Here is a 19,074-nt window from a genome sequence, read left to right on the forward strand (position 1 = left end):
GAATAAGTTCCAATTGATATGCAATCGCCATGATGCTGTTCTCGCCGTAAGGCTCGGGGGGGTAGAATGTGGGGAAATCAGGATGGATAAATGAGCGAAAAGTCCCTTTCAGAAGCCGAATACGACGCCATCACCGACGCCGCTGCGCATTGGTGTATGCGTGTGCATGCCAGCGACTGCACGGCGGCTGAACGTCAGGCCTTCGAACATTGGCACGATGCCCACCCGCTGCACGCCTTCGAGTATGCCGCGATGTTGGAAATCTGGGACGTGGCCGATCATTTGCCCCGCAATGCGCCTGCACCGCTTGTGGTGCCGCTCAAGCCTCGCAAACGCTGGCGCTCTTATGCAGTGGCAGCCGCCATCTGCCTTGCTGCCCTGCCGCTGGCCGCCTTCACGGGCTGGGAAGCCGGTTGGTTGCCAAGCTCATACGAGCGGTTTGACGCCACCAACGGGCTACGCAAAGTTACCCTCGGTGACGGCAGTGAGGTGGAGTTGAACCTGGGCACCGAGCTGGTCTACAGCCACTACAAGGATCGTCGCCAGGTGAAGTTGGCCAAGGGCGAAGCGTTTTTCAACGTCACCCACGACAGCGAGCACCCGTTTATCGTGCAGGCTGGCGAAGGCCAGGTTCGGGTGACGGGCACCCAGTTCAATGTGTGGAAGTATGAAGACCAGGTGCGGGTAATGTTGCTGGAAGGCTCGGTGCAGATCACCAGCGACGCGGTGCATGGCAGCGTGCCGTTGACTCCGGGGATGCAGGCCAGCTACCACCGCGGCGACGCCACGCCGCAAGTCGCCGCGATCAAACCCAATGACCCTGCGCTTGCCTGGCGTACGGGCAAGCTGGTGCTTGATAACCTTGCATTGGCCGATGCGTTGCCGCTGATCAACCGATACCTGAACAAGCCAGTGATGCTGGCGGATGCTGGCACCGGGAGCATTCGCATTGGTGGCATCTATAACCTCAGCGAGGTCAACAACCTCATCCCTTCCCTGCCCAAGGTCCTGCCGGTCTACCTGACCCGCAACCAGGATGGCAATCCCGTACTCAACTCCATCCCGGGTAAAACGCCCAAGGGTTGAGGCGCGTTTTTTTTACTTCAGTGTCCACTTTTGAAACACCTCGGTACGCTGAATCGCCCAGCGGCTGCGGATTCATGCATCTGTCATCGAGACTGTTTCATCGCTGACACAGTTGAAGAGTGTGGCCGGGCATATCGCGCCGCCCAGCGACTGTTTCATGCTTGAAACACTGCTATCGGCGATGCGCGCAGAAAAATCGCAACCTATTGATTTTCAAACGTAAACGAAAAGCGGCACGGGTTCTGCTCTTTCCCTGATAACGCTGTTTAGGGTCAGCGTTCAGAAAAAGGACTGCCGCCGTGATCACACTCACACACGCCTCGATAACCGTACTGCTGATCAGCTGCGTGCTCAGCGCCGGCATCAGCCATGCGGGCGATGGCGTTATCGTGACAGGGCGAACCGTGCAGGGTCACATGTACGGACGCACCTCCCTCCCCGATCCATACCCCACCACTGCCAACGCCAACCCCAGCAAAGAAATCATCAGTGCCACCTCCGGCGAACTCAGTGATCGGGACATTGGCGGCATCCGCAGCGGTTCTGGCCTTGCGCGATCCATCCAGCCCAACGGCAACCTGTCTGGCCTGGGCGCCACGCAAAACAGCCTGTCGACCCAGGGCGCCGGTGCAGCCGCCGGCCATGGCGCGGGCAGCAGCATGGCTGGGCAGATCAATGGTTCGATCCAGCGCGGCATGGCGCCCTTGAACAATCTGGGCAACATGCTGGGGGGCAAATGATGAAGCGCATCCTGTTGACCATCGCCCTGCTGGGCAGCGTCTCGGCAATGGCCGACAACACCGCCGTTATCAATAACAGCGGCCAACAGTACGAAGGTGTGCTGTCGATCAACCAGGCCGCCGGCAACCAGCAACAGATGTCCAACAGCCGCGCAATCGCGCTCGATGGCCAGGCCACCAATGTGAATATCCAGCGGCTCGACGGCAACGTCGACCCGTCCTTGAGTGCCAAGGTGGCGATTCAGGGCGCTTCATTTATCAATGGCAACGGCGTGCTGGGCGTTAACCAGTCGGCCGGGGCCAATAACCAATCAATCAACGCGGTGCGGATCAGCCTCAACCCTGGCCCGCAAAGCATCGATGACAGCGTCCTGTTGCAACAGAACACGACGCAGTTGACCGACTCAGGGCTCACCCCCACCACTGGCAGCCGCCAGGTCGCGACCAGCGACCAGGCCTTCACCGGCAGCCGAGGAGTGATTCAGGTGAACCAGAGTGCCGGGGTGGGGAACCGAGTGGCTAACACCCTGGGCATCACTATCAAGTAACCGCTTGGTAGACGTTAGTTAGACCGTACCAACACTTAACCCAACTAATTAGAAGCAAGGAGAAACACCATGAAACCTCAAATGGCTCTGAAACCTCTGGTTTTCGCTCTCGCCGCACTCATGGCAGCAGCTGCTCAAGCGGGTGGCTGGCACCCAGCGCCTCAGCCAACGGGCGTAATTGCTGCTGTCGTCACGGATGTACAAAACAGCGCAGGCAATAAATTCAACGACACCAAAACCGAAAACAACGCGTCTGCCGATGACTCCGTCAATGGCAACAGCGGTAACGTCGGCGTCAACGTGCAGTCTGGCAGTGGCAACCAGGCCGACAACTCTGCCGCCATCTCCAGCGCCAAAGGCGATGCAGCGACCGTGTTCGGCGTGGTCGACGTGAATCAAAACAGCGGGCTGAACAGCTTCATCAACAAAGGCACGCAAAACAACTCCTCCCTGGATAATGCTGTTAACGGTAACTCCGGCAACGTCGGTTACAACGGCCAGTCCGGTCAAGGCAACCAAGGTAAAAACAACCTGGCTATCGTGACCGCTGACGGGAAAAATATCGCGGCGGCAGCCAATACCGAACAAAACTCGCTTGCCAACAACTTCCTCAACACCGCCGCCAGCAGCCACGGCTATGGTGGCAAAGCTCAATACGTGTCGAACAATTCCAGCCTCGACAACTCGGTCAACCGCAACTCCGGCAACGTAGGCGTCAACCTGCAATCCGGTGCGGGCAACCAGGGCAGCAACAGCCTGTCGATCGGCCAGGGTTGCACTGTGTGCAGCAGCGGCGTGCGCTTCTGATCCAACGGGGCCTTGGCAACAAGGCCCTTTTTATTTCAGTGTCCAACAGGTCATTCGATCATGCGTATCGCGACCCTCACCCTCTTGATGTTGCTCACCGGCACGACCTGGGCAGGCACCATGGCGATTTCCGCCATGCCCGGCGGTGCGGTGATCTTCAAGAAGGTCGAGAGCATCCGTGAGCGCCGGTTCGCCAACCTGGTGGAACAGAAAACCGATTTCAGCTGCGGTGCCGCGGCACTCGCGACCATCCTGCGCCAGGCCTATTGGCTGGACGTCGACGAAGACCACATCATCAAAGGGATGCTGGTAACCGCCGACCAGGACCTGGTGCGCACCCAAGGCTTTTCCATGCTGGATATGAAGCGCTACCTCGAAAGCATCGGTATGCGTGCCCGCGGCTACAAGATCGCACCCGATACCCTGGTGACGGTGAAGATTCCCGTGGTGGTGCTGCTGGAGATCCGTGGCTACAAGCACTTCGTGGTGATGCAGCGGGCCGACAAGGACTGGGTGTATATCGGCGATCCCGTGCTGGGGCACAAGCGCTATTCCCGTGACGACTTCGTCAAAGGCTGGAATGGCATTGTGTTTGCCGTGCTGGGTGAAGGTTACGACAAGGCCAACGTCTTGCTTGACCCGCCCACTCCGCTGACGGCCAAGAACCAGTTGAACGAGTTCCGGCCCGTGGGCGATGCCGAGTTGATGGATTTCGGTTTTATCCAGAGCGACTTCTTCTAGAAGCGCAATAAGGGGCAGGACGCCCCAGGAGCAGCAGATGAACACTTTCCGTTGGCTGACGGTCTTGTGTCTGGCAGCCTCTATGCCCGCCTATGCTTCATCGGCTTTCAAACCGATCGAACTCAATGATGCGCAGATGGCCGACTTGCGTGGCCGTTACGTAATGCCGGGGCGCATCATCAGCTTCGGCATTGTCATGAGCAGCACCTGGACCAACGCCGTCGGTGACCGCATTACCGGCACGGCCAACATGCAGATCGACAAGACCACCGTTACTCCGCAATTCTATGTGCAAACCACCGGCTCCACGGGTAACGGCAGCCTGCCAAACACCGGAACCGGGAATGTGGTCGGTGGCGCCGGCCTCGGCAGCGGCCAGGGCGTAACCCAAAGCGTGCGCACCGCAGGCGATGGCAACACCGCCTACAACGATGTGGGCATCAGCATCGAGAATGGTGTCGCCCCCGCCAGTAACCTGCAAACGGGGCAAGTGCTGATGGCCGGCGGCACCGTGACCGGCGACAGCGCGGCGGGCCGCGTCAGCGTTTCGGCCAACAATGGCGGCGTGCAGATGGCGATCCAGGCCAACCACAACCAGGGCAACAGCCTGCAGCAGATCGGCGGCGGCAATGTGCTGCAGGGAACGGTGCTGACCGGCAACAGCAACCTTGTCAGAAACATCACCCAACTCAACGTCGTGATGAACAATAACGGCTTGAACAACGGCGCGTTGAACTGCAATTTGGATCAACTCAAAGGCCTACGCACGCTCGGTTATTGAACTACGCTGACCCTCGACACTTTCGCATTAGAACAGGACGGCTTATTTCATGCATCGATCGTTATCGCTACGCGCGGTGATTTGTTTAAGTACGCTCTTGCCCGCATCCTTGCTGTATGCCGCGCCAGACGCCGATATCGAAACCCTGAAAAAGGAACTGCTGGAACTCAAGCAACGCTATGACGTGCAGCAAAAAGCCTTGGCCGTGCTGGAGCAACGCGTGCGTCAGGTAGAGGATCAACCCGCAGCGCCCGCCCCCAAGCGCTTGGCCAAATCACCTGCCGACTTCAAGCAAGGCGCTAACGCTGTCGCCGCCACGGGTACCGGTGCAGCCGCAGCGTCAGGTGGTGCAGGCGGTGGCGGCAGCTCCTACGGCCAATCCCTCAAGGACGACTCGGCCCCTGCGCAAAGTGTGAGCAACCTGTACAACGAGGCCAGCGGCTTTTTCGGCAATGGCAAGTTCAGCGTGGAAACCGGCATCACCTATGCCCGTTACGACGCACGCCAATTGACCCTCAATGGCTTCCTGGCGCTGGACTCGATCTTTCTGGGCAATATCAACCTGGACCGGATCAAGTCCGACAGTTGGACCCTGGACCTTACCGGGCGCTACAACGTCGACAACCGCTGGCAGTTCGATCTGAACGTCCCCGTGGTGTACCGCGATTCGACCTACCAGTCCGGCGGCGCCGGCAACGATGCCACCGCTACCTCGGAAGCCTCGGTGACCCGCGACCCTACCATCGGTGACGTCAACTTTGGCGTGGCCTACAAGTTCCTCGACGAAACGCCGACCTTGCCGGATGCGGTAGTGTCTGTGCGCGTCAAGGCGCCCACGGGTAAAGAGCCGTTCGGCATCAAGCTGGTCAGGCAACCCAATAACGACAACCTCTACTTGCCGGAAAGCCTGCCTACGGGCAACGGGGTCTGGTCGGTTACACCGGGCATTTTCCTGGTCAAGACCTTCGACCCGGCGGTGCTGTTCGGTTCGCTGTCGTATACCCACAACTTCGAAGACTCGTTCGATGACATCAGCAGTGAAGTCAACCAGAAGGTGGGGGGCAAAGTACGCCTGGGCGACAGCTTCCAGTTCGGTGTCGGTGTGGCGTTCGCCTTGAACGAGAAGATGAGCATGTCGTTCTCGGTTTCCGATCTGGTGCAGCGCAAGAGCAAGCTCAAGCCGGACGGCGGCGACTGGCAATCGGTGGTGTCCAGCGATGCCAACGCGGGTTATTTCAACGTAGGCATGACGATTGCCGCCTCGGATAACCTGACCATTGTGCCGAACCTGGCGATCGGGATGACCGATGATGCGCCGGACTTTACGTTCAGCCTGAAATTCCCGTACTACTTCTGACCGCGAAAAAGTGGGAGGGGCAAGCCCGCGAAGACGTCGGCCCAGCAAACATTGATGTTGGTTGATCCACCGCTATCGGGGCATAGGTATCTACACAACTTTGCAGTCGCCAATGGCAACCACGATGCGAAGCGAGCCGTTCTTGATCTTGATCTGCTTTTGATCTTAGGCGCCCCGTCAAACCACGCTGGCCGGAATTCGACAGGGATTTGGGGGGTAAACCGGCAGGGATGCCGGTTTAGCCGCCCCGCGCCATGGATGGCGCGTGGCGGCGGCCCCCCAAATCCCTGGCGGATTACGGGCACACCGAGCCCAGGCGAGGTGCCGAGTGGTGGGGCAAGAGCCTTTTGGTTACTTTTGGGCTCTTCTTTTCAAAAGTGACCCGCTGTAAGAGCGGAACCAGTAGCAGCCGTTACCCAAATAACGGATATGTACTCGGTCTAATCCAACATCCCGGCCGGTCCTGAGGCCGCCATCGGGAGCAAGCCCCCTCCCACAGGGGATCTGCGCTTAACTGACCGGCATTACCCTCCACAACCCGCCTTAGCGGATCTGGTGCTTGTGCAGCAGCCGGTAGAACGTCGGCCGGGAAATCCCCAGCACACGGGCTGCAACACTGAAATTATCGCTGTGCCGATTGAGCACATCGCACAACGCCTGGCGTTCGGCGCGGTGCTTGTAGTCTTCCAGTGTCGCCATCGGCGGCGAAAGTACCTGCTGGCCTTGCAGCCCCAGGTCCACGGCTTCGATCTGGCGCCCTTCGGCCAGCACCAGACCGCGGCGCACACGGTTGGCCAGCTCACGCACATTGCCCGGCCACGGGTGTTGCCCCATCGCCACCAGTGCCTCTTCGCTGAAGCTGCGCGGGCGTCGGCCGGTTTCCTGGCTGTAGAAACGCGAAAAATGATTGGCCAGCATCGCCACGTCACCATGGCGCTCGCGCAATGGGGCCGTGACTACTTGCAAGACATTGAGGCGGTAATACAGGTCTTCGCGAAAGGCGCCCTTCTCCACCGCGGCTTCAAGATCCACATGCGTGGCTGCCAGCACCCGCACATCCACCGAAATGGGTTGGCTGCCGCCGACGCGCTCGATATGTTTTTCCTGAAGAAAGCGCAACAGGTTGGCTTGCAGCTCCATCGGCAAATCGCCGATTTCATCCAGAAACAACGTGCCACCGTGGGCCGCCTCAATCCGTCCGACCTTGCGCTGATGTGCGCCGGTGTGCGCCGGTAAAGGCGCCCTTTTCATGGCCGAACAGTTCCGACTGGATCAGATGTTCAGGGATCGCCCCACAGTTAATCGCCACAAACGGCTTGGCGTGGCGCTGGGATTGTCGATGAAGGGTCTTGGCGACCAGCTCTTTGCCGGTGCCGCTGTCGCCACGAATCAGTACCGGCGATTCGGTGGGCGCCAACTTCGACAACAGTTTGCGCAGTTCACGAATCGGGCGGCTGTCGCCTAACAACTCGTGGGCTTCATCTACCGGCACGACACCCTTGCCCCGCAGTCGCGCCATGCCAAACGCACGCCCAATGGTCACCTGGACCCGAGCCACATCGAACGGCAAGGTATGAAAATCGAAGAACCATTCGCAGACAAAGTCTGCGACATTCTGCAAACGCAGGACTTCTGGACTGAGCACGGCGATCCACTCGGTACCGCTGCGGCCAATCAACTCCTTGACCGCCTCGGGGCGTTCCAGATGGCAGGGCTGCAAGCGGAGCAGGCCCACATCGCAAGAACGATCCCCCACCGCCTGCAATGCACAGCTGTCAACTTCCCAGCCGGCAGTGCGCAAGCCGGGTAGTAGCCTGTGACAGTCATCACAGGGCTCGACTACCAGCAAGCGGCGTTGAACAGGTGTCACAATCATGACGATTCCTTGGCGCCAAGATTATTAAAGTTATTTAGAAACAAGGATTTGGGGCGCCTGGCGCTAACCCTAGCAAGATCTTGACGCTCACCTTGTACTATTTCGCTATAAGTGCGGGCAAAAAGCCATGTGTGTTTAATCGGGGGCAAAAAGTTTGCTGCTGCCGAAACTTTCAATCAGCTTTCAAAACAGCCGCTTACATGACGTTAGTCAGGGAAAGTTAAAATTTCTTGCTCTAGCATGTGACCCGCACCCCACCATCGTGCATCAGTACAAGTAACCCACCGCACGGTCAGCCCAACCGCCGGTACTCACTTGAATGGGCATACAGAGAGAAGACCCAAATGAACGCTCCGCTGCGCATCAACGAAGCTCTTTTGATTGCAGACCGTGCCTTCCAACCCTTTCAGTGCGTGGCCTGGCACGATGGCAATGGCGCCCTCAGCCTGAGCGTCATCGACCGTACCAACACCCGTATCGGCAGAAAACAGCTGTCGTCGACTGCCTATACCGACCCGGCTCAACTTGAAGACCTGTTGTTGCAGGCTCGCGCCGAGCTCGACAAAGATGGCTACCAGTTACAGTCCTGGGCAATGCCGAAGTAATTCAATGCGGCAACTTCCAGCCAACGTCAAACATCGGCTGGAAGTTGTGCAATAACACTTCAAGTACTTAGCGTGCCGCGAGAATAAACCGCTCGAATGCCTCGGCAGCCCCGTCCTCGACGTTGCTGCCGGTCACCACATTGGCCTGACGCTTGACGGTTTCTTCGGCCTGGCCCATGGCAATCGACAACCCAGCCACGTGAAACATCGCCGGATCGTTGCCGCCGTCGCCGATGGCGGCGGTCCGGTTCAGCGGCACGCCAAGGTGCTCAGCCAGGGTTTTCAAGGCTTCGCCTTTGTTAGCCAGCATTGCGGTCACGTCCAGATACACCGGCTGCGAACGCGATACCTGAGCCAAACCTTGTACCTTGGGCTGCAACTGCGCTTCCAACTCCACCAGCAACTGCGTGTTGTTACTGGCCGCGACAATCTTGTCGACCCGGTCCAGGTAGGGCTCGAAACTCTCCACGACCACCGGGCCATAGCCCAGGCCATCAGCTTCGCGCTGCATCATTGGCCCTGGCGGGTCGCGGCGCAGCCAATCGCCGTCGGCAAACACCCACACTTCTACATCCGGCTCGGCAGAAAACAGCGCCAGCGTGACCAGTGCCGCTTCTGCCGGCAAATGGTGAGCCACCAGGATGCTGCCATCCGGGTTGACCAGCGTGCCGCCGTTGAAACCGGCCACCGGCACATCGATGCCAAACGTCTCGATCAAATGCAGCATGGCCTTGGGCGGACGCCCGCTGGCGAGGCTGAACAGCACCCCGGCTTCACGCATCGCACCAATTGCATCGGCAGTACGCTGGCTGAGGCTGTGGTCGGGGTGCAACAGCGTCCCGTCTACATCACTGAGGACAAAGCGGATGGGATGAATCGTTACGTCACTCATCCGAGGCTGTGCCAGGTGCGGCCGTCACGAGCGAGTAACGCATCCGCTGCCACCGGGCCATCTTCGCCAGCCTTGTAGGCCTGGATACCGTCGTCTTCCTTCCATGCATCCAGGAACGGCTGCACGGCGCGCCAACCGTTCTCGATGTTGTCGGCACGCTGGAACAACGTCTGATCGCCGGTCAAACAGTCGTAGATCAGGGTTTCGTAACCTGTCGAGGGCTGCATCTCGAAGAAGTCCTTGTAGTCAAAACCCAACTCGATATTGGCCATCTCCAGAGTCGGCCCAGGCTTCTTGGCCAGCAGGTCGAATCACATGCCTTCGTTCGGCTGGATCTGGATTTTCAAGTAAGTGGGCTTGAGCTCATCGACTTCGGTATCGCGAAATTGCGCATAAGGCGCCTGCTTGAAGCAGATCACGATCTCGGTGTCGCGGATGCTCATGCGCTTGCCGGTTCGCAAGTAAAACGGCACACCGACCCAACGCCAGTTATCGATCATCACTTTGAGCGCAACGAAGGTCTCGGTGCTGCTGTCGGGTGCGACGTTGGCTTCTTCGCGATAACCGGGCAATGGCTTGCCGGCGATTTCGCCGGCGGTGTACTGGCCGCGCACGGAATTGGCCCGCGCATCTTCCAGCGACCAGGGGCGAATTGCACCGACCACCTTGGCTTTCTCCCCCCGCACCGCATCGGCGCCGAAGGCTGCCGGCGGCTCCATGGCGACCATCGCCAGCAGCTGGAACAGATGGTTGGGCACCATGTCGCGCAGTGTGCCGGTTTTTTCGAAAAAGTTACCTCGGGTTTCAACGCCGACGGTTTCAGCCGCGGTGATTTGCACGTGATCGATGTAATGGTTGTTCCAGAACGCTTCGAACAGCACGTTGGAGAAGCGGCTGACCAGAATATTCTGCACCGTCTCCTTGCCCAGGTAATGGTCGATGCGGTAGATCTGCTTCTCGCTCATCACCTTGAGCAGGCACGCGTTCAGCGCCTCGGCGGTGGCCAGGTCGGAGCCGAACGGCTTCTCGATAACCACACGCCGAAAGCCATCGTCCGTTTCATTCAACAAACCGGCACTGCCCAGGCGCTGCACCACTTCACTGAAGAAGCGCGGCGCAGTGGCGAGGTAGAACACGGCGTTGCCGGTGCCGCTGTCGGCGATCTTCTGCGCAATATCCGCGTAGGTGCCGTCGTCGAGGAAGTCGCCCTCGACATAGCTGATGCCCTTGGCCAGTTGCGCCCACAGCGCAGGGTCCAGGGCATGTTCAGCATTGCCCCGGACCTTGCTGGCGGCTTCGGTGCGAATGAAATCCTCAAGCTTCTTGGCGAAGTCTGCGTCGCTGATGGCGTTGTGATCAACGCCGACAATACGCAGGCCATCGCCCAGCAACCCGTCGCGGCTCAGGTTGTACAGCGCCGGCATGAGCAGGCGCTTGACCAGGTCGCCATGGGCGCCAAACAGAAACAACGTGGTAGGTGGAGCAGGTTCGGCCTTGGGTTTCTTGCCGTTGGCGGTCATTTTTTGGAGGTCTCCACATGGCCGCCAAAGCCGAAGCGCATGGCAGACAGCATTTTGTCGCCGTAGGTGCTCTGCTGGCGGGAGCGGAAACGCGCAAACAGCGACGTCGACAGCACCGGTACCGGCACCGCTTGTTCCATGGCCGCTTCGATGGTCCAACGGCCTTCGCCGCTGTCCGCTACGGAACCGGAGTAACCATCGAGTTTCGGGTCGGTGGCCAGGGCATCGGCGGTCAAGTCCAGCAGCCACGACGACACCACGCTGCCACGGCGCCAGACTTCGGCGATATCGGCAACGTTGAGGTCAAAGCGCTGATCCTCCGGCAGGTTTTCCGAGTTCTTGGTCTTGAGGATGTCAAAACCTTCGGCGAACGCCTGCATCATTCCGTATTCAATGCCGTTGTGGATCATCTTGACGAAGTGACCGGAACCCGCCGGGCCTGCATGGATATAACCGTGCTCGGCGCGTGGGTCGGCTGCGGCCGAACGGTCCTTGGTGCGCGGGATATTGCCAAGGCCAGGGGCCAGGCTCTTGAAGATCGGGTCCAGGCGCTGCACGGTCTCGACGTCGCCGCCGATCATCATGCAATAGCCACGCTCCAGGCCCCAGACGCCGCCGGAAGTGCCGACGTCAACGTAGTGCAGGCCCTTTTCAGCCAGGGCCTTGCCGCGACGTACATCATCCTTGTAGTTGGTATTGCCGCCGTCGATGATCACATCGCCGTCTTCGAGCAGCTCGCTCAAGGCATTGATGGTGTCTTCGGTGGGCGCGCCCGCCGGCAACATTACCCAGACCGCACGGGGCTTTTGCAGGCCAGCCACCAGGGCATTCAAGTCGGCGACGCCAGTGGCGCCCTCCTCGCTCAAGGCTTTGACGAAGGCTTCGTTACGGTCGTATACAACGGTGGTATGCCCATTGAGCATCAGGCGCCGCGCAATGTTACCGCCCATGCGGCCTAGTCCGATAATCCCCAGTTGCATGTGCTGATGCTCCTAACTTCTAAAAAATGTGTGACATAGTTTATAGCGCAATGAGGCTAATGAGGGTTAGTCCAGAGCGGATCCGTGTAGTTTCATGACAAAAAAGTTGCCATCGTTTCACCATCACCGCCTGAAAAGTCACACGACCGCCAAAAATAAAAAAGTTCCCTTGCTGCAAAAAAGAATTCAAACTTGCTTCCGACTGTTGCCCAAACCCTGTTTGAGCAGCGCGATCTACCGGCTATTTGCGAGGTAAGCAATGAGCACAGCACAGATGACCCGCCCGCCACAGACCCTCTACGTCAGCATCCGTCGCGATGAATTGCGCCAGTTGAAGGACGAGCGCGATCAGTTGCAACAGGAAGTCCTGCGTCTGCGTTCACACCTTCAAGCCCAGCTCGAGCTGCCATCCCAGGCCAAGCCGGCGCTCTGCTGAACGCACCTGGTCAGTTTGTAAGGCAATACCTACGGAAAACTCACAAAGTTTTCACACACTTATCCTGATACTCCCGCCCGCGATGCCGCTCACGTTCTGAGCGGCCCGATGTCGCGCGACTCTGCGCGACGATCATTGACTGATGGGGCGCTGGATGGCGATGTTCAAACGCAGCACGACGACTGCGAAAGGCTTTGATTGGGCCGGCCTTGGTTGGCTATTCCTGTTTTTCTGGTATTTCTCGGGTATTACCCAGCTTCTTATCCAACTGACCGGCACGTCCGGCTTCAGTGGTTTCCGCCAGGCATTCTTCATGAGTGCACTGTGGCTGGCGCCGATGTTGCTGTTCCCGCGCAAGACACGCCTGCTTGCCGCCTTGATCGGTGTGGTGTTGTGGGCCTGCTCCATGGCCAGCCTGGGTTACTTCTTCATTTACCAGCAGGAGTTCTCCCAGAGCGTCATCTTCATCATGTTCGAGTCGAACATCTCCGAAGCGGGCGAATACGCGACCCAATATTTTGCCTGGTGGATCGTGCTGGCGTTCATAGCCCACACCGCCTTCGCTATCTTCCTCTGGACGCGCCTGCGCCCGGTGTACCTGCCTCGCGGCCAGTCGATCGTGGCGGCCATCGCCATTGTCCTGGCGGTTGTGGGCTACCCGCTGGTCAAGCAAATCGCCACCAGCGAAACCATGGAATTGGCCATTGATCGTTTCGAAACCCGTATCGAGCCTGCCGTGCCTTGGCAGATGATCGTCGCCTACCGTCGCTACACCGAACAGCTGGACAATATGCAGGGCATGCTCAACAGCGCCAGCCAGATCCCGCCATTGAAGAACCTCAAGGACAGCATGGCCGGCCAGCCGTCCACGCTGGTACTGGTAATCGGCGAGTCCACCAACCGCCAGCGCATGAGCCTGTACGGTTATCCGCGCAACACCACGCCGGAACTGGACAAGCTGCGCGACCAACTGGCCGTGTTCGATAACGTCATCACCCCTCGCCCCTATACCATTGAAGCGCTGCAACAGGTGCTGACCTTTGCCGATGAAGAAAACCCGGACCTGTACCTCAAGACGCCGTCGATTGTCAGCGTGATGAAACAGGCCGGCTACAAGACCTTCTGGATCACCAACCAGCAGACCATGACCAAGCGCAACACCATGCTCACGACCTTTTCCGAACAGGCCGACGAGCAGGTGTACCTGAACAACAACCGCAACCAGAACGCCCGCCAGTACGACGGCGATGTGCTGGCGCCTTTTTCCAAGGCCCTGGCCGATACCGCCGAGCGCAAGTTCATCGTGGTGCACCTGCTGGGTACTCACATGAGCTACCAGTACCGTTACCCGCCGACGTTCGACAAGTTCACCGACCGCCAGGGCGTGCCGGCCGGTGTCAGCGACGCGCAGTTGCCGACTTACAACAGCTATGACAACGCAGTGCTGTACAACGACTTCGTGGTCTCCAGCCTGATCAAGGACTACGCCAAGACCGACCCCAACGGCTTTTTGCTGTACCTCTCGGACCACGGCGAAGACGTGTTCGACTCCGCCGGCCACGACACCCTGGGCCGCAACGAAGGCAAGCCGACTGCGCCGATGTACACCATCCCGTTCATGGCCTACGCCTCACCGAAGTGGCGCGAAAGCCACGACTGGAGTTTCGCCGGCGACCTGCAACGGCCTTACAGCAGTTCGCAGTTGATCCATACCTGGGCCGACATGGCAGGCTTGAGTTTTGACGAACTGGACCACAGCAAGAGCCTGGTCAGCGACAGCTTCAAGCCTCGGCCCTTGTTGATCGGCAACCCTTACGAAACCAAGCAGAAGGCCCTGATCGACTTCAGCCTGATCAAGCCGAAGAAGGCCAATGGCGCCGAAGTGGTGGCGAAGTAAGCAGGGGCCCTGCAACACAAAGATAACAATCATTCTCGTTTAAGCCTAAAGTTCCACACCTCCTTTCGTCTTTGAACCATGCCCTCCCACCCCGGGAGGGTTAAAAGACGACAAGGAGTCTGCCGCAATGTTCGCGCCTTTTACCCGTTCCATGACCATTACCTTCGGTCTGTTCAGTCTTGCGCTGAGCCCGGATCTGCTGGCTGAAATCGACGCCGGACAAGCCTCCAGCAAAGCCCTGGAGCTGGGCGCGACCACTATCAGCGCCGACGGCCTTGGGTCCACCACCGAGCACACCGGTGCCTACACCACCGGTTCGATGAATACCGCCACCCGCCTGAACCTTTCCATCAAGGAAACCCCGCAATCGATCTCGGTGATCACACGCCAGCAGATGGATGACTTCAACCTCAACACCTTGACCGAAGTGCTGCGCCAGACCACCGGCATCAACGTTCAACATAACGATTCGGACCGTGTCTACTACTCCTCCCGCGGTTACGGCATCAACAACTTCCAGGTTGATGGGATGCTCAACACATTCGGCTACATGAAGTCCGACGCCGACACCATCATCTACGACCGTATCGAAGTGGTACGCGGCGCCACGGGCCTGACCACAGGCGCGGGCGACCCATCGGCCACCGTAAACATGGTGCGCAAGCGCCCTACTGCCCAATGGCAGGCACAGACCGGTGTGAGTGGCGCCAGCCATGACAACTACTACAGCTACATCGACGTAGGTGGGCCTTTGGCGTTCGACGGTAAGCTGCGCGGGCGTAGCGTCCTGGCCTACCGTGACAGCAAATCCTTTCGCGATAACTATGGGCTGCAGCGCGCAGTTGGCTACGGCATTCTCGAAGGTGACCTTTCAGACGATACGGTGCTGGCTGTAGGTTTTGATTACCAGGACAAACAGGTACAAGGCACCTCCTGGGGCACTGTGCCCTACTGGAACAGCCAGGGCGGCAAGGCAAGGTTGCCTCGCTCCACCAATATGGCGGCGCACTGGAGCTCCTGGCCGCTGACTGACAAGACCACCTTCGCCACCCTCGACCATCGGCTCGGCGGCGACTGGCATTTGAAGGCTGCCTATACCCATCGCCAAAGTGACACCGACGGCAAGGTCTACTACGGCGGCACCGGTTTTCCCAATGCGGACCGCAGCGGCATGACGGCCTGGGCCAGTCATATGCGCGGTACGTCGCGGATGGAAGCCATCGACTTCAACCTGGCCGGCAGCTACACCCTGCTGGGCCGCGAACACGGGTTGATGATGGGCTATGGCGAGGCCGCCCAACGGGACGTCTCGCCCTTTATGCGTAACGACCTGCCTGCCAGCTACTACCCCATCGAGGATTGGAAGCACATGGGCGATATCGGCAAGTTCGCCGACACGGTCACCGACCTCAAGGGCGAACACAGCAAAAAACAGCAGAAAGCCGGCTACCTCGCCACTCGACTGAGCCTTACAGACCGCTTGCACGCCGTGCTGGGTAGCCGCTACGGCAGCTGGGAGCTGGAAAGCGCCACGCCTGAATACAACGACAATGATCAACTGACGGCTGCCGGCAAAACACGCCAGACCCACAACGACATGTGGACGCCCTACGCCGGGCTGCTCTATGACATCACCCCGCAGTACACCGTTTACGCAAGCTACACCGATATCTTCAAGCCGCAAGACAGGCGTGACGTCAACAAGAAGTACCTGGAACCGGTGGTGGGCAGCAATTATGAGGTGGGGCTCAAGGGCAGCCTGCTCAATGAACGTCTGAACCTGGCGGCCGCCTATTTCTGGAGCACCCAGGACAACGTTGCAGAGCGCGATGACTCGGTCCCTCCCAACCCCGTCACTGGCGAGGAGTACTACAAGTCTGGCGGCAAGGGTAACAAGGTCAACGGCTTCGAATTGGAAGCCGCAGGCGAAATCCGGCCGGACTGGAACCTGACCGCCGGCTACACCTACACCCACTCGCTTAATGGCTCAGACAAACGTACCAATACGGGCCAGCCCTTGAACCTGTTGAAGGTTTCCAGCGCCTATCGCCTGCCGGGCGCATGGCGCAACCTCACCGTCGGTGGCGCGGTGAACTGGCAAAGCGAAATCTACGATTTCGGTAACCGGCCCACAGGGGCACGCAATAGCGAAGGTCGGCCGATAACCACGCGGGCGAAGATCACGCAACAGGGTTACACCGTGGTCAACCTGATGTCACGCTACCAGTTCGACGAACAGGTTTCCGCCTCGGTTAACGTTAACAATCTATTTGATAAAAAATATTACGAACGTGTCGGCTTTTATAATGGTGTGTATTGGGGTGACCCGCGATCTATCACGCTTGCATTGGACTGGAAGCTGTAGTCGCTCCCTGCGAAGTTAACAAAATCGTTAACTTCGCAGTGCCTGTCAGTTAATTCCCACTTAATAAGATAGCGCCATAGTCGCTCCATGATTCTGATCAAGGAACGGCCAGACACCTATCACTCTTAATGGGAATACCGCGATGAAAATCTCGACGTTGATGCTTGCCAGCCTGATGACCCTGACCTCCGCCGCTGCCTTCGCAGAGGGCGGTTCAGAGCGTTCGAAGGAGTTCTACGACAACTTCAGCTTTATTCAACAGCAAACTCACGGCACAGCAGAGCAACGAATGGCCTCTGCCGACGGGAAGACGTTGAAAGTCGATACCGTCAGCCAGGAACAACCGAACAGTTGATTTAATGCTTAGTTAATCCGTAATACCCTGCGCCATCCCGCTCCGTTGGCAAAGGTTTATTGGGCGCCATCTAATGGCGCCTTTTTTTCGCCAGTCATTTATGACAGCGACTTGCTCCAAAACAACATATGGCCATACTTCGGATCAAATACTGAATCATCGAACCCGAACTTGCGATACGCCGATTGCGCCAGTTCATTGCCCTCAAGCACTTCCAGAGTAATCTTGCAGCAGCCCCTCTGGCGGGCGATTTCTTCGACCTTCTGCAGCATTTTCTGGCTCAAGCCCAAGCCACGAAACTGTTCCCTCACCATCACATCGTGAACGTTGACCAGCGGGCGGCAAGCAAACGTCGAGAAGCCCTCAAAACAATTGACCACCCCCGCCGGTTCGCCACCGACAAATGCCAGCACGCTGAACGCATGAGGACGCTTGGCCAGTTCAGCCGGCAGTTGCTGCAACAGATCGGCTGACAAGGCGTGGCCGCCGCCCATCGGGTCTTGCGCATAGTGGTTGAGCAGCAAGCCGATGGCGTTGGCGTGCACCTCGTTGGTATAGCTGGCTTGCAGCACCAGGATGTCTGGGGTGTCCATTTCCTTCCTCGATAACGACAACCAGGGATTCGTTCCCCTTTGAGAGCCTCGATTGTAAGCGTGGAGTCGGCAGTAGATGAAGGAGATTAACTACAAATATCTGACGGAAATTGCGAAGGTTGCTCGCATCAAATCGCGCAAAAGCCCCTGGAGTGGGGATTTTTCCTAGACAGCAAAGCGCTGCAGTTGCATCTCTTGCAAGCGGCTCAGGGTGCGACGAAATGGAAACTCCAGGTAGCCTTCGGTGTACAGGCACTCCAAGGGTACCCGGGCCTCGATAAAGAGTGGCACCTTACGGTCGTAGCATTCGTCCACCAAGGCGATAAAACGCCGCACGCTGTCATCATGAACCGACAGTTGCGGCAATTGGCGGTCCCCGGCCATCACACGCTCGGCGCCGTCCTCGGTGCCACGGGCAATCCGCCCCGGGCGCTGTTGGGCGCTGAGGTTCGGGACCTCACCCAGGAGGATGGCCTCGAAGCGATCGCACAGCAGCATGAAGTCCATCGCGGCCAGGGGTTGCTCGCACAGTTCGGCGTAACGACACCAGAGCACCGTATCACTGGCCTGCACCGCCACAATGGAGCGGTACCCCACGCTCACCGCCCCGCTGCTTACGGCCTGGCCTTGGCTCAATTGCTTGAACACCGCAGCCAGTGCATTCGGTTGATTCACCCAATAGCGTTGCTGCCCCACCCCCGGATGCAGGCGATGATCTTCGCCACCGTCCACCGCCACCACTTGCATATGCTGCTGGAGCGCGTCGATGCCCGGCAGAAAACGCTCGCGATTGAAGCCATCGGCATACAACTGATCAGGCGGCTGGTTGGAGGTGCACACCATTACCACGCCTTGCTCGAACATCACCTGGAACAGCCGCCCGAGGATGATCGCGTCGCCGATATCATTGACAAACAGTTCATCGAAGCACAGCACGCGCACTTCCTGGCTCAGCTCCTGAGCCAGCGCCCGCAAAGGATCCTGGGTTCCGGTGAGCTGGAACAAGCGCTGATGCACCCACCCCATGAAGTGATGAAAATGCTGACGCCGCGCGGGCACACGCAGGCTTTGGTGGAACTGGTCCATCAGCCAGGTCTTGCCACGCCCCACCGGCCCCCACAGATAGACCCCGGCAACTGGCGAATGGCCTTGATGCAACCCCTCGTGACAGGTTTGCAAAGCCTGCACCGCCCGACGCTGGGCGTCGTCGGAGACGAAGCCTTGCTGGGCGATGGCGTGCTGGTAGGCAATGAGAGGCGAGTCGAACGTCATGTCAGATGCTGCTCTACGGACTAAATATGAGAGGGAGGCATGCCCCCGATGAGCCTGGTTTGTAGCCACCAACGCTAACCACGATGCGAAGCGAGCCGCTCTTGATCTTGATCTGCTTTTGATCTCAGGCGCCCCGTTAAACCACGCTGGCCGAAATTCGACAGGGATTTGGGGGGGTAAACCGGCAGGGATGCCGGTTTAGCCGCCCCGCGCCATGGATGGC

At 58.7% G+C, this 19,074-nt stretch carries 16 protein-coding genes and 2 pseudogenes; 12 read left to right on the plus strand and 6 right to left on the minus strand.

All coding sequences use genetic code 11. From position 1 onward, the window contains the following. The first annotated feature begins 90 nt into the window (after positions 1-90). The 7 genes from E4O98_RS23360 (at position 91) to E4O98_RS23390 (ending at position 6,060) form a co-directional block, all read left to right on the plus strand. The gene (locus E4O98_RS23360) at positions 91-1,086 is read left to right on the plus strand and encodes a FecR family protein (protein ID WP_032875872.1); all 996 of its coding nucleotides are present in this window, start codon (positions 91-93) and stop codon (positions 1,084-1,086) included. 299 nt (positions 1,087-1,385) lie between these two features. Next, positions 1,386-1,826, plus strand: a complete 441-nt coding sequence (locus E4O98_RS23365) for a hypothetical protein (RefSeq protein ID WP_032875874.1) — start codon at positions 1,386-1,388, stop codon at positions 1,824-1,826. Then, positions 1,826-2,374 (plus strand): hypothetical protein, encoded by a 549-nt coding sequence (locus E4O98_RS23370; RefSeq protein WP_032875877.1) that lies wholly within the window; start codon positions 1,826-1,828, stop codon positions 2,372-2,374. Before E4O98_RS23365 ends, E4O98_RS23370 begins: the two co-directional genes overlap by 1 nt. Positions 2,375-2,443: 69 nt before the next feature. Then, a complete protein-coding gene (locus tag E4O98_RS23375; RefSeq protein WP_005788658.1) occupies positions 2,444-3,181 on the plus strand; it encodes a hypothetical protein in 738 nt (245 codons plus the stop codon). A 60-nt stretch (positions 3,182-3,241) separates the two neighbouring features. Beyond that, positions 3,242-3,922: a C39 family peptidase gene (locus tag E4O98_RS23380; RefSeq protein ID WP_032875883.1), complete on the plus strand. Its 681-nt coding sequence runs from the start codon at positions 3,242-3,244 to the stop codon at positions 3,920-3,922. Positions 3,923-3,959: 37 nt separating this feature from the next. After that, positions 3,960-4,703, plus strand: a complete 744-nt coding sequence (locus E4O98_RS23385) for a hypothetical protein (RefSeq protein WP_032875886.1) — start codon at positions 3,960-3,962, stop codon at positions 4,701-4,703. A gap of 49 nt (positions 4,704-4,752) precedes the next feature. Next, entirely contained in the window at positions 4,753-6,060 is a 1,308-nt protein-coding gene (locus E4O98_RS23390) for a hypothetical protein (protein ID WP_248136362.1), read from the plus strand. Positions 6,061-6,603: 543 nt separating this feature from the next. Here the strand turns inward: E4O98_RS23390 and E4O98_RS23395 are convergent. Next, positions 6,604-7,936 (minus strand): annotated as a pseudogene (locus E4O98_RS23395) (sigma-54 dependent transcriptional regulator). Between the two features lie 344 nt (positions 7,937-8,280). Between E4O98_RS23395 and E4O98_RS23400 the strand changes: the two are divergent. Beyond that, positions 8,281-8,541, plus strand: coding sequence for a hypothetical protein (locus E4O98_RS23400; RefSeq protein WP_032875895.1), 261 nt, complete (start codon positions 8,281-8,283; stop codon positions 8,539-8,541). A 67-nt stretch (positions 8,542-8,608) separates the two neighbouring features. Here the strand turns inward: E4O98_RS23400 and E4O98_RS23405 are convergent, their stop codons facing one another. The 3 genes and pseudogenes from E4O98_RS23405 to gnd form a co-directional block, all read right to left on the minus strand. Next, positions 8,609-9,433, minus strand: coding sequence for an HAD family hydrolase (locus tag E4O98_RS23405; protein WP_148853719.1), 825 nt, complete (start codon positions 9,431-9,433; stop codon positions 8,609-8,611). After that, a pseudogene (gene zwf, locus E4O98_RS23410) lies at positions 9,430-10,953 on the minus strand (glucose-6-phosphate dehydrogenase). Before zwf ends, E4O98_RS23405 begins: the two are co-directional and overlap by 4 nt. Next, the gene (gene gnd, locus E4O98_RS23415) at positions 10,950-11,933 is read right to left on the minus strand and encodes a phosphogluconate dehydrogenase (NAD(+)-dependent, decarboxylating) (protein WP_032875901.1); all 984 of its coding nucleotides are present in this window, start codon (positions 11,931-11,933) and stop codon (positions 10,950-10,952) included. The pseudogene zwf and the gene gnd overlap by 4 nt, the downstream one beginning before the upstream one ends. A 259-nt stretch (positions 11,934-12,192) precedes the next feature. Here gnd and E4O98_RS23420 point away from each other — a divergent pair, with 259 nt between their 5' ends. From E4O98_RS23420 to E4O98_RS23435, 4 genes are all read left to right on the plus strand, one after another. Further along, positions 12,193-12,369: a DUF6026 family protein gene (locus E4O98_RS23420; protein WP_157243918.1), complete on the plus strand. Its 177-nt coding sequence runs from the start codon at positions 12,193-12,195 to the stop codon at positions 12,367-12,369. 154 nt (positions 12,370-12,523) lie between these two features. Continuing rightward, positions 12,524-14,266, plus strand: a complete 1,743-nt coding sequence (locus tag E4O98_RS23425; protein WP_103734322.1) for a phosphoethanolamine transferase CptA — start codon at positions 12,524-12,526, stop codon at positions 14,264-14,266. Positions 14,267-14,393: 127 nt separating this feature from the next. Then, positions 14,394-16,631 carry a TonB-dependent siderophore receptor gene (locus E4O98_RS23430; RefSeq protein ID WP_032875907.1) on the plus strand — a complete coding sequence of 746 codons (2,238 nt, stop codon included), beginning with the start codon at positions 14,394-14,396 and terminating at the stop codon, positions 16,629-16,631. Positions 16,632-16,773: 142 nt separating this feature from the next. Further along, positions 16,774-16,986 carry a hypothetical protein gene (locus tag E4O98_RS23435; protein WP_032875909.1) on the plus strand — a complete coding sequence of 71 codons (213 nt, stop codon included), beginning with the start codon at positions 16,774-16,776 and terminating at the stop codon, positions 16,984-16,986. A 98-nt stretch (positions 16,987-17,084) separates the two neighbouring features. On the opposite strand, the gene E4O98_RS23440 is transcribed toward E4O98_RS23435, so the two are convergent. Continuing rightward, positions 17,085-17,579, minus strand: a complete 495-nt coding sequence (locus tag E4O98_RS23440; RefSeq protein WP_248136364.1) for a GNAT family N-acetyltransferase — start codon at positions 17,577-17,579, stop codon at positions 17,085-17,087. Positions 17,580-17,744: 165 nt separating this feature from the next. Beyond that, the gene (gene zapE / locus E4O98_RS23445; RefSeq protein ID WP_148853717.1) at positions 17,745-18,851 is read right to left on the minus strand and encodes a cell division protein ZapE; all 1,107 of its coding nucleotides are present in this window, start codon (positions 18,849-18,851) and stop codon (positions 17,745-17,747) included. Positions 18,852-19,074: the final 223 nt, after the last annotated feature.

The sequence above is a fragment of the Pseudomonas sp. W2Jun17 genome, from assembly GCF_023127795.1.
In the GTDB taxonomy this organism is placed as follows: Bacteria; Pseudomonadota; Gammaproteobacteria; order Pseudomonadales; family Pseudomonadaceae; genus Aquipseudomonas; species Aquipseudomonas synxantha_A.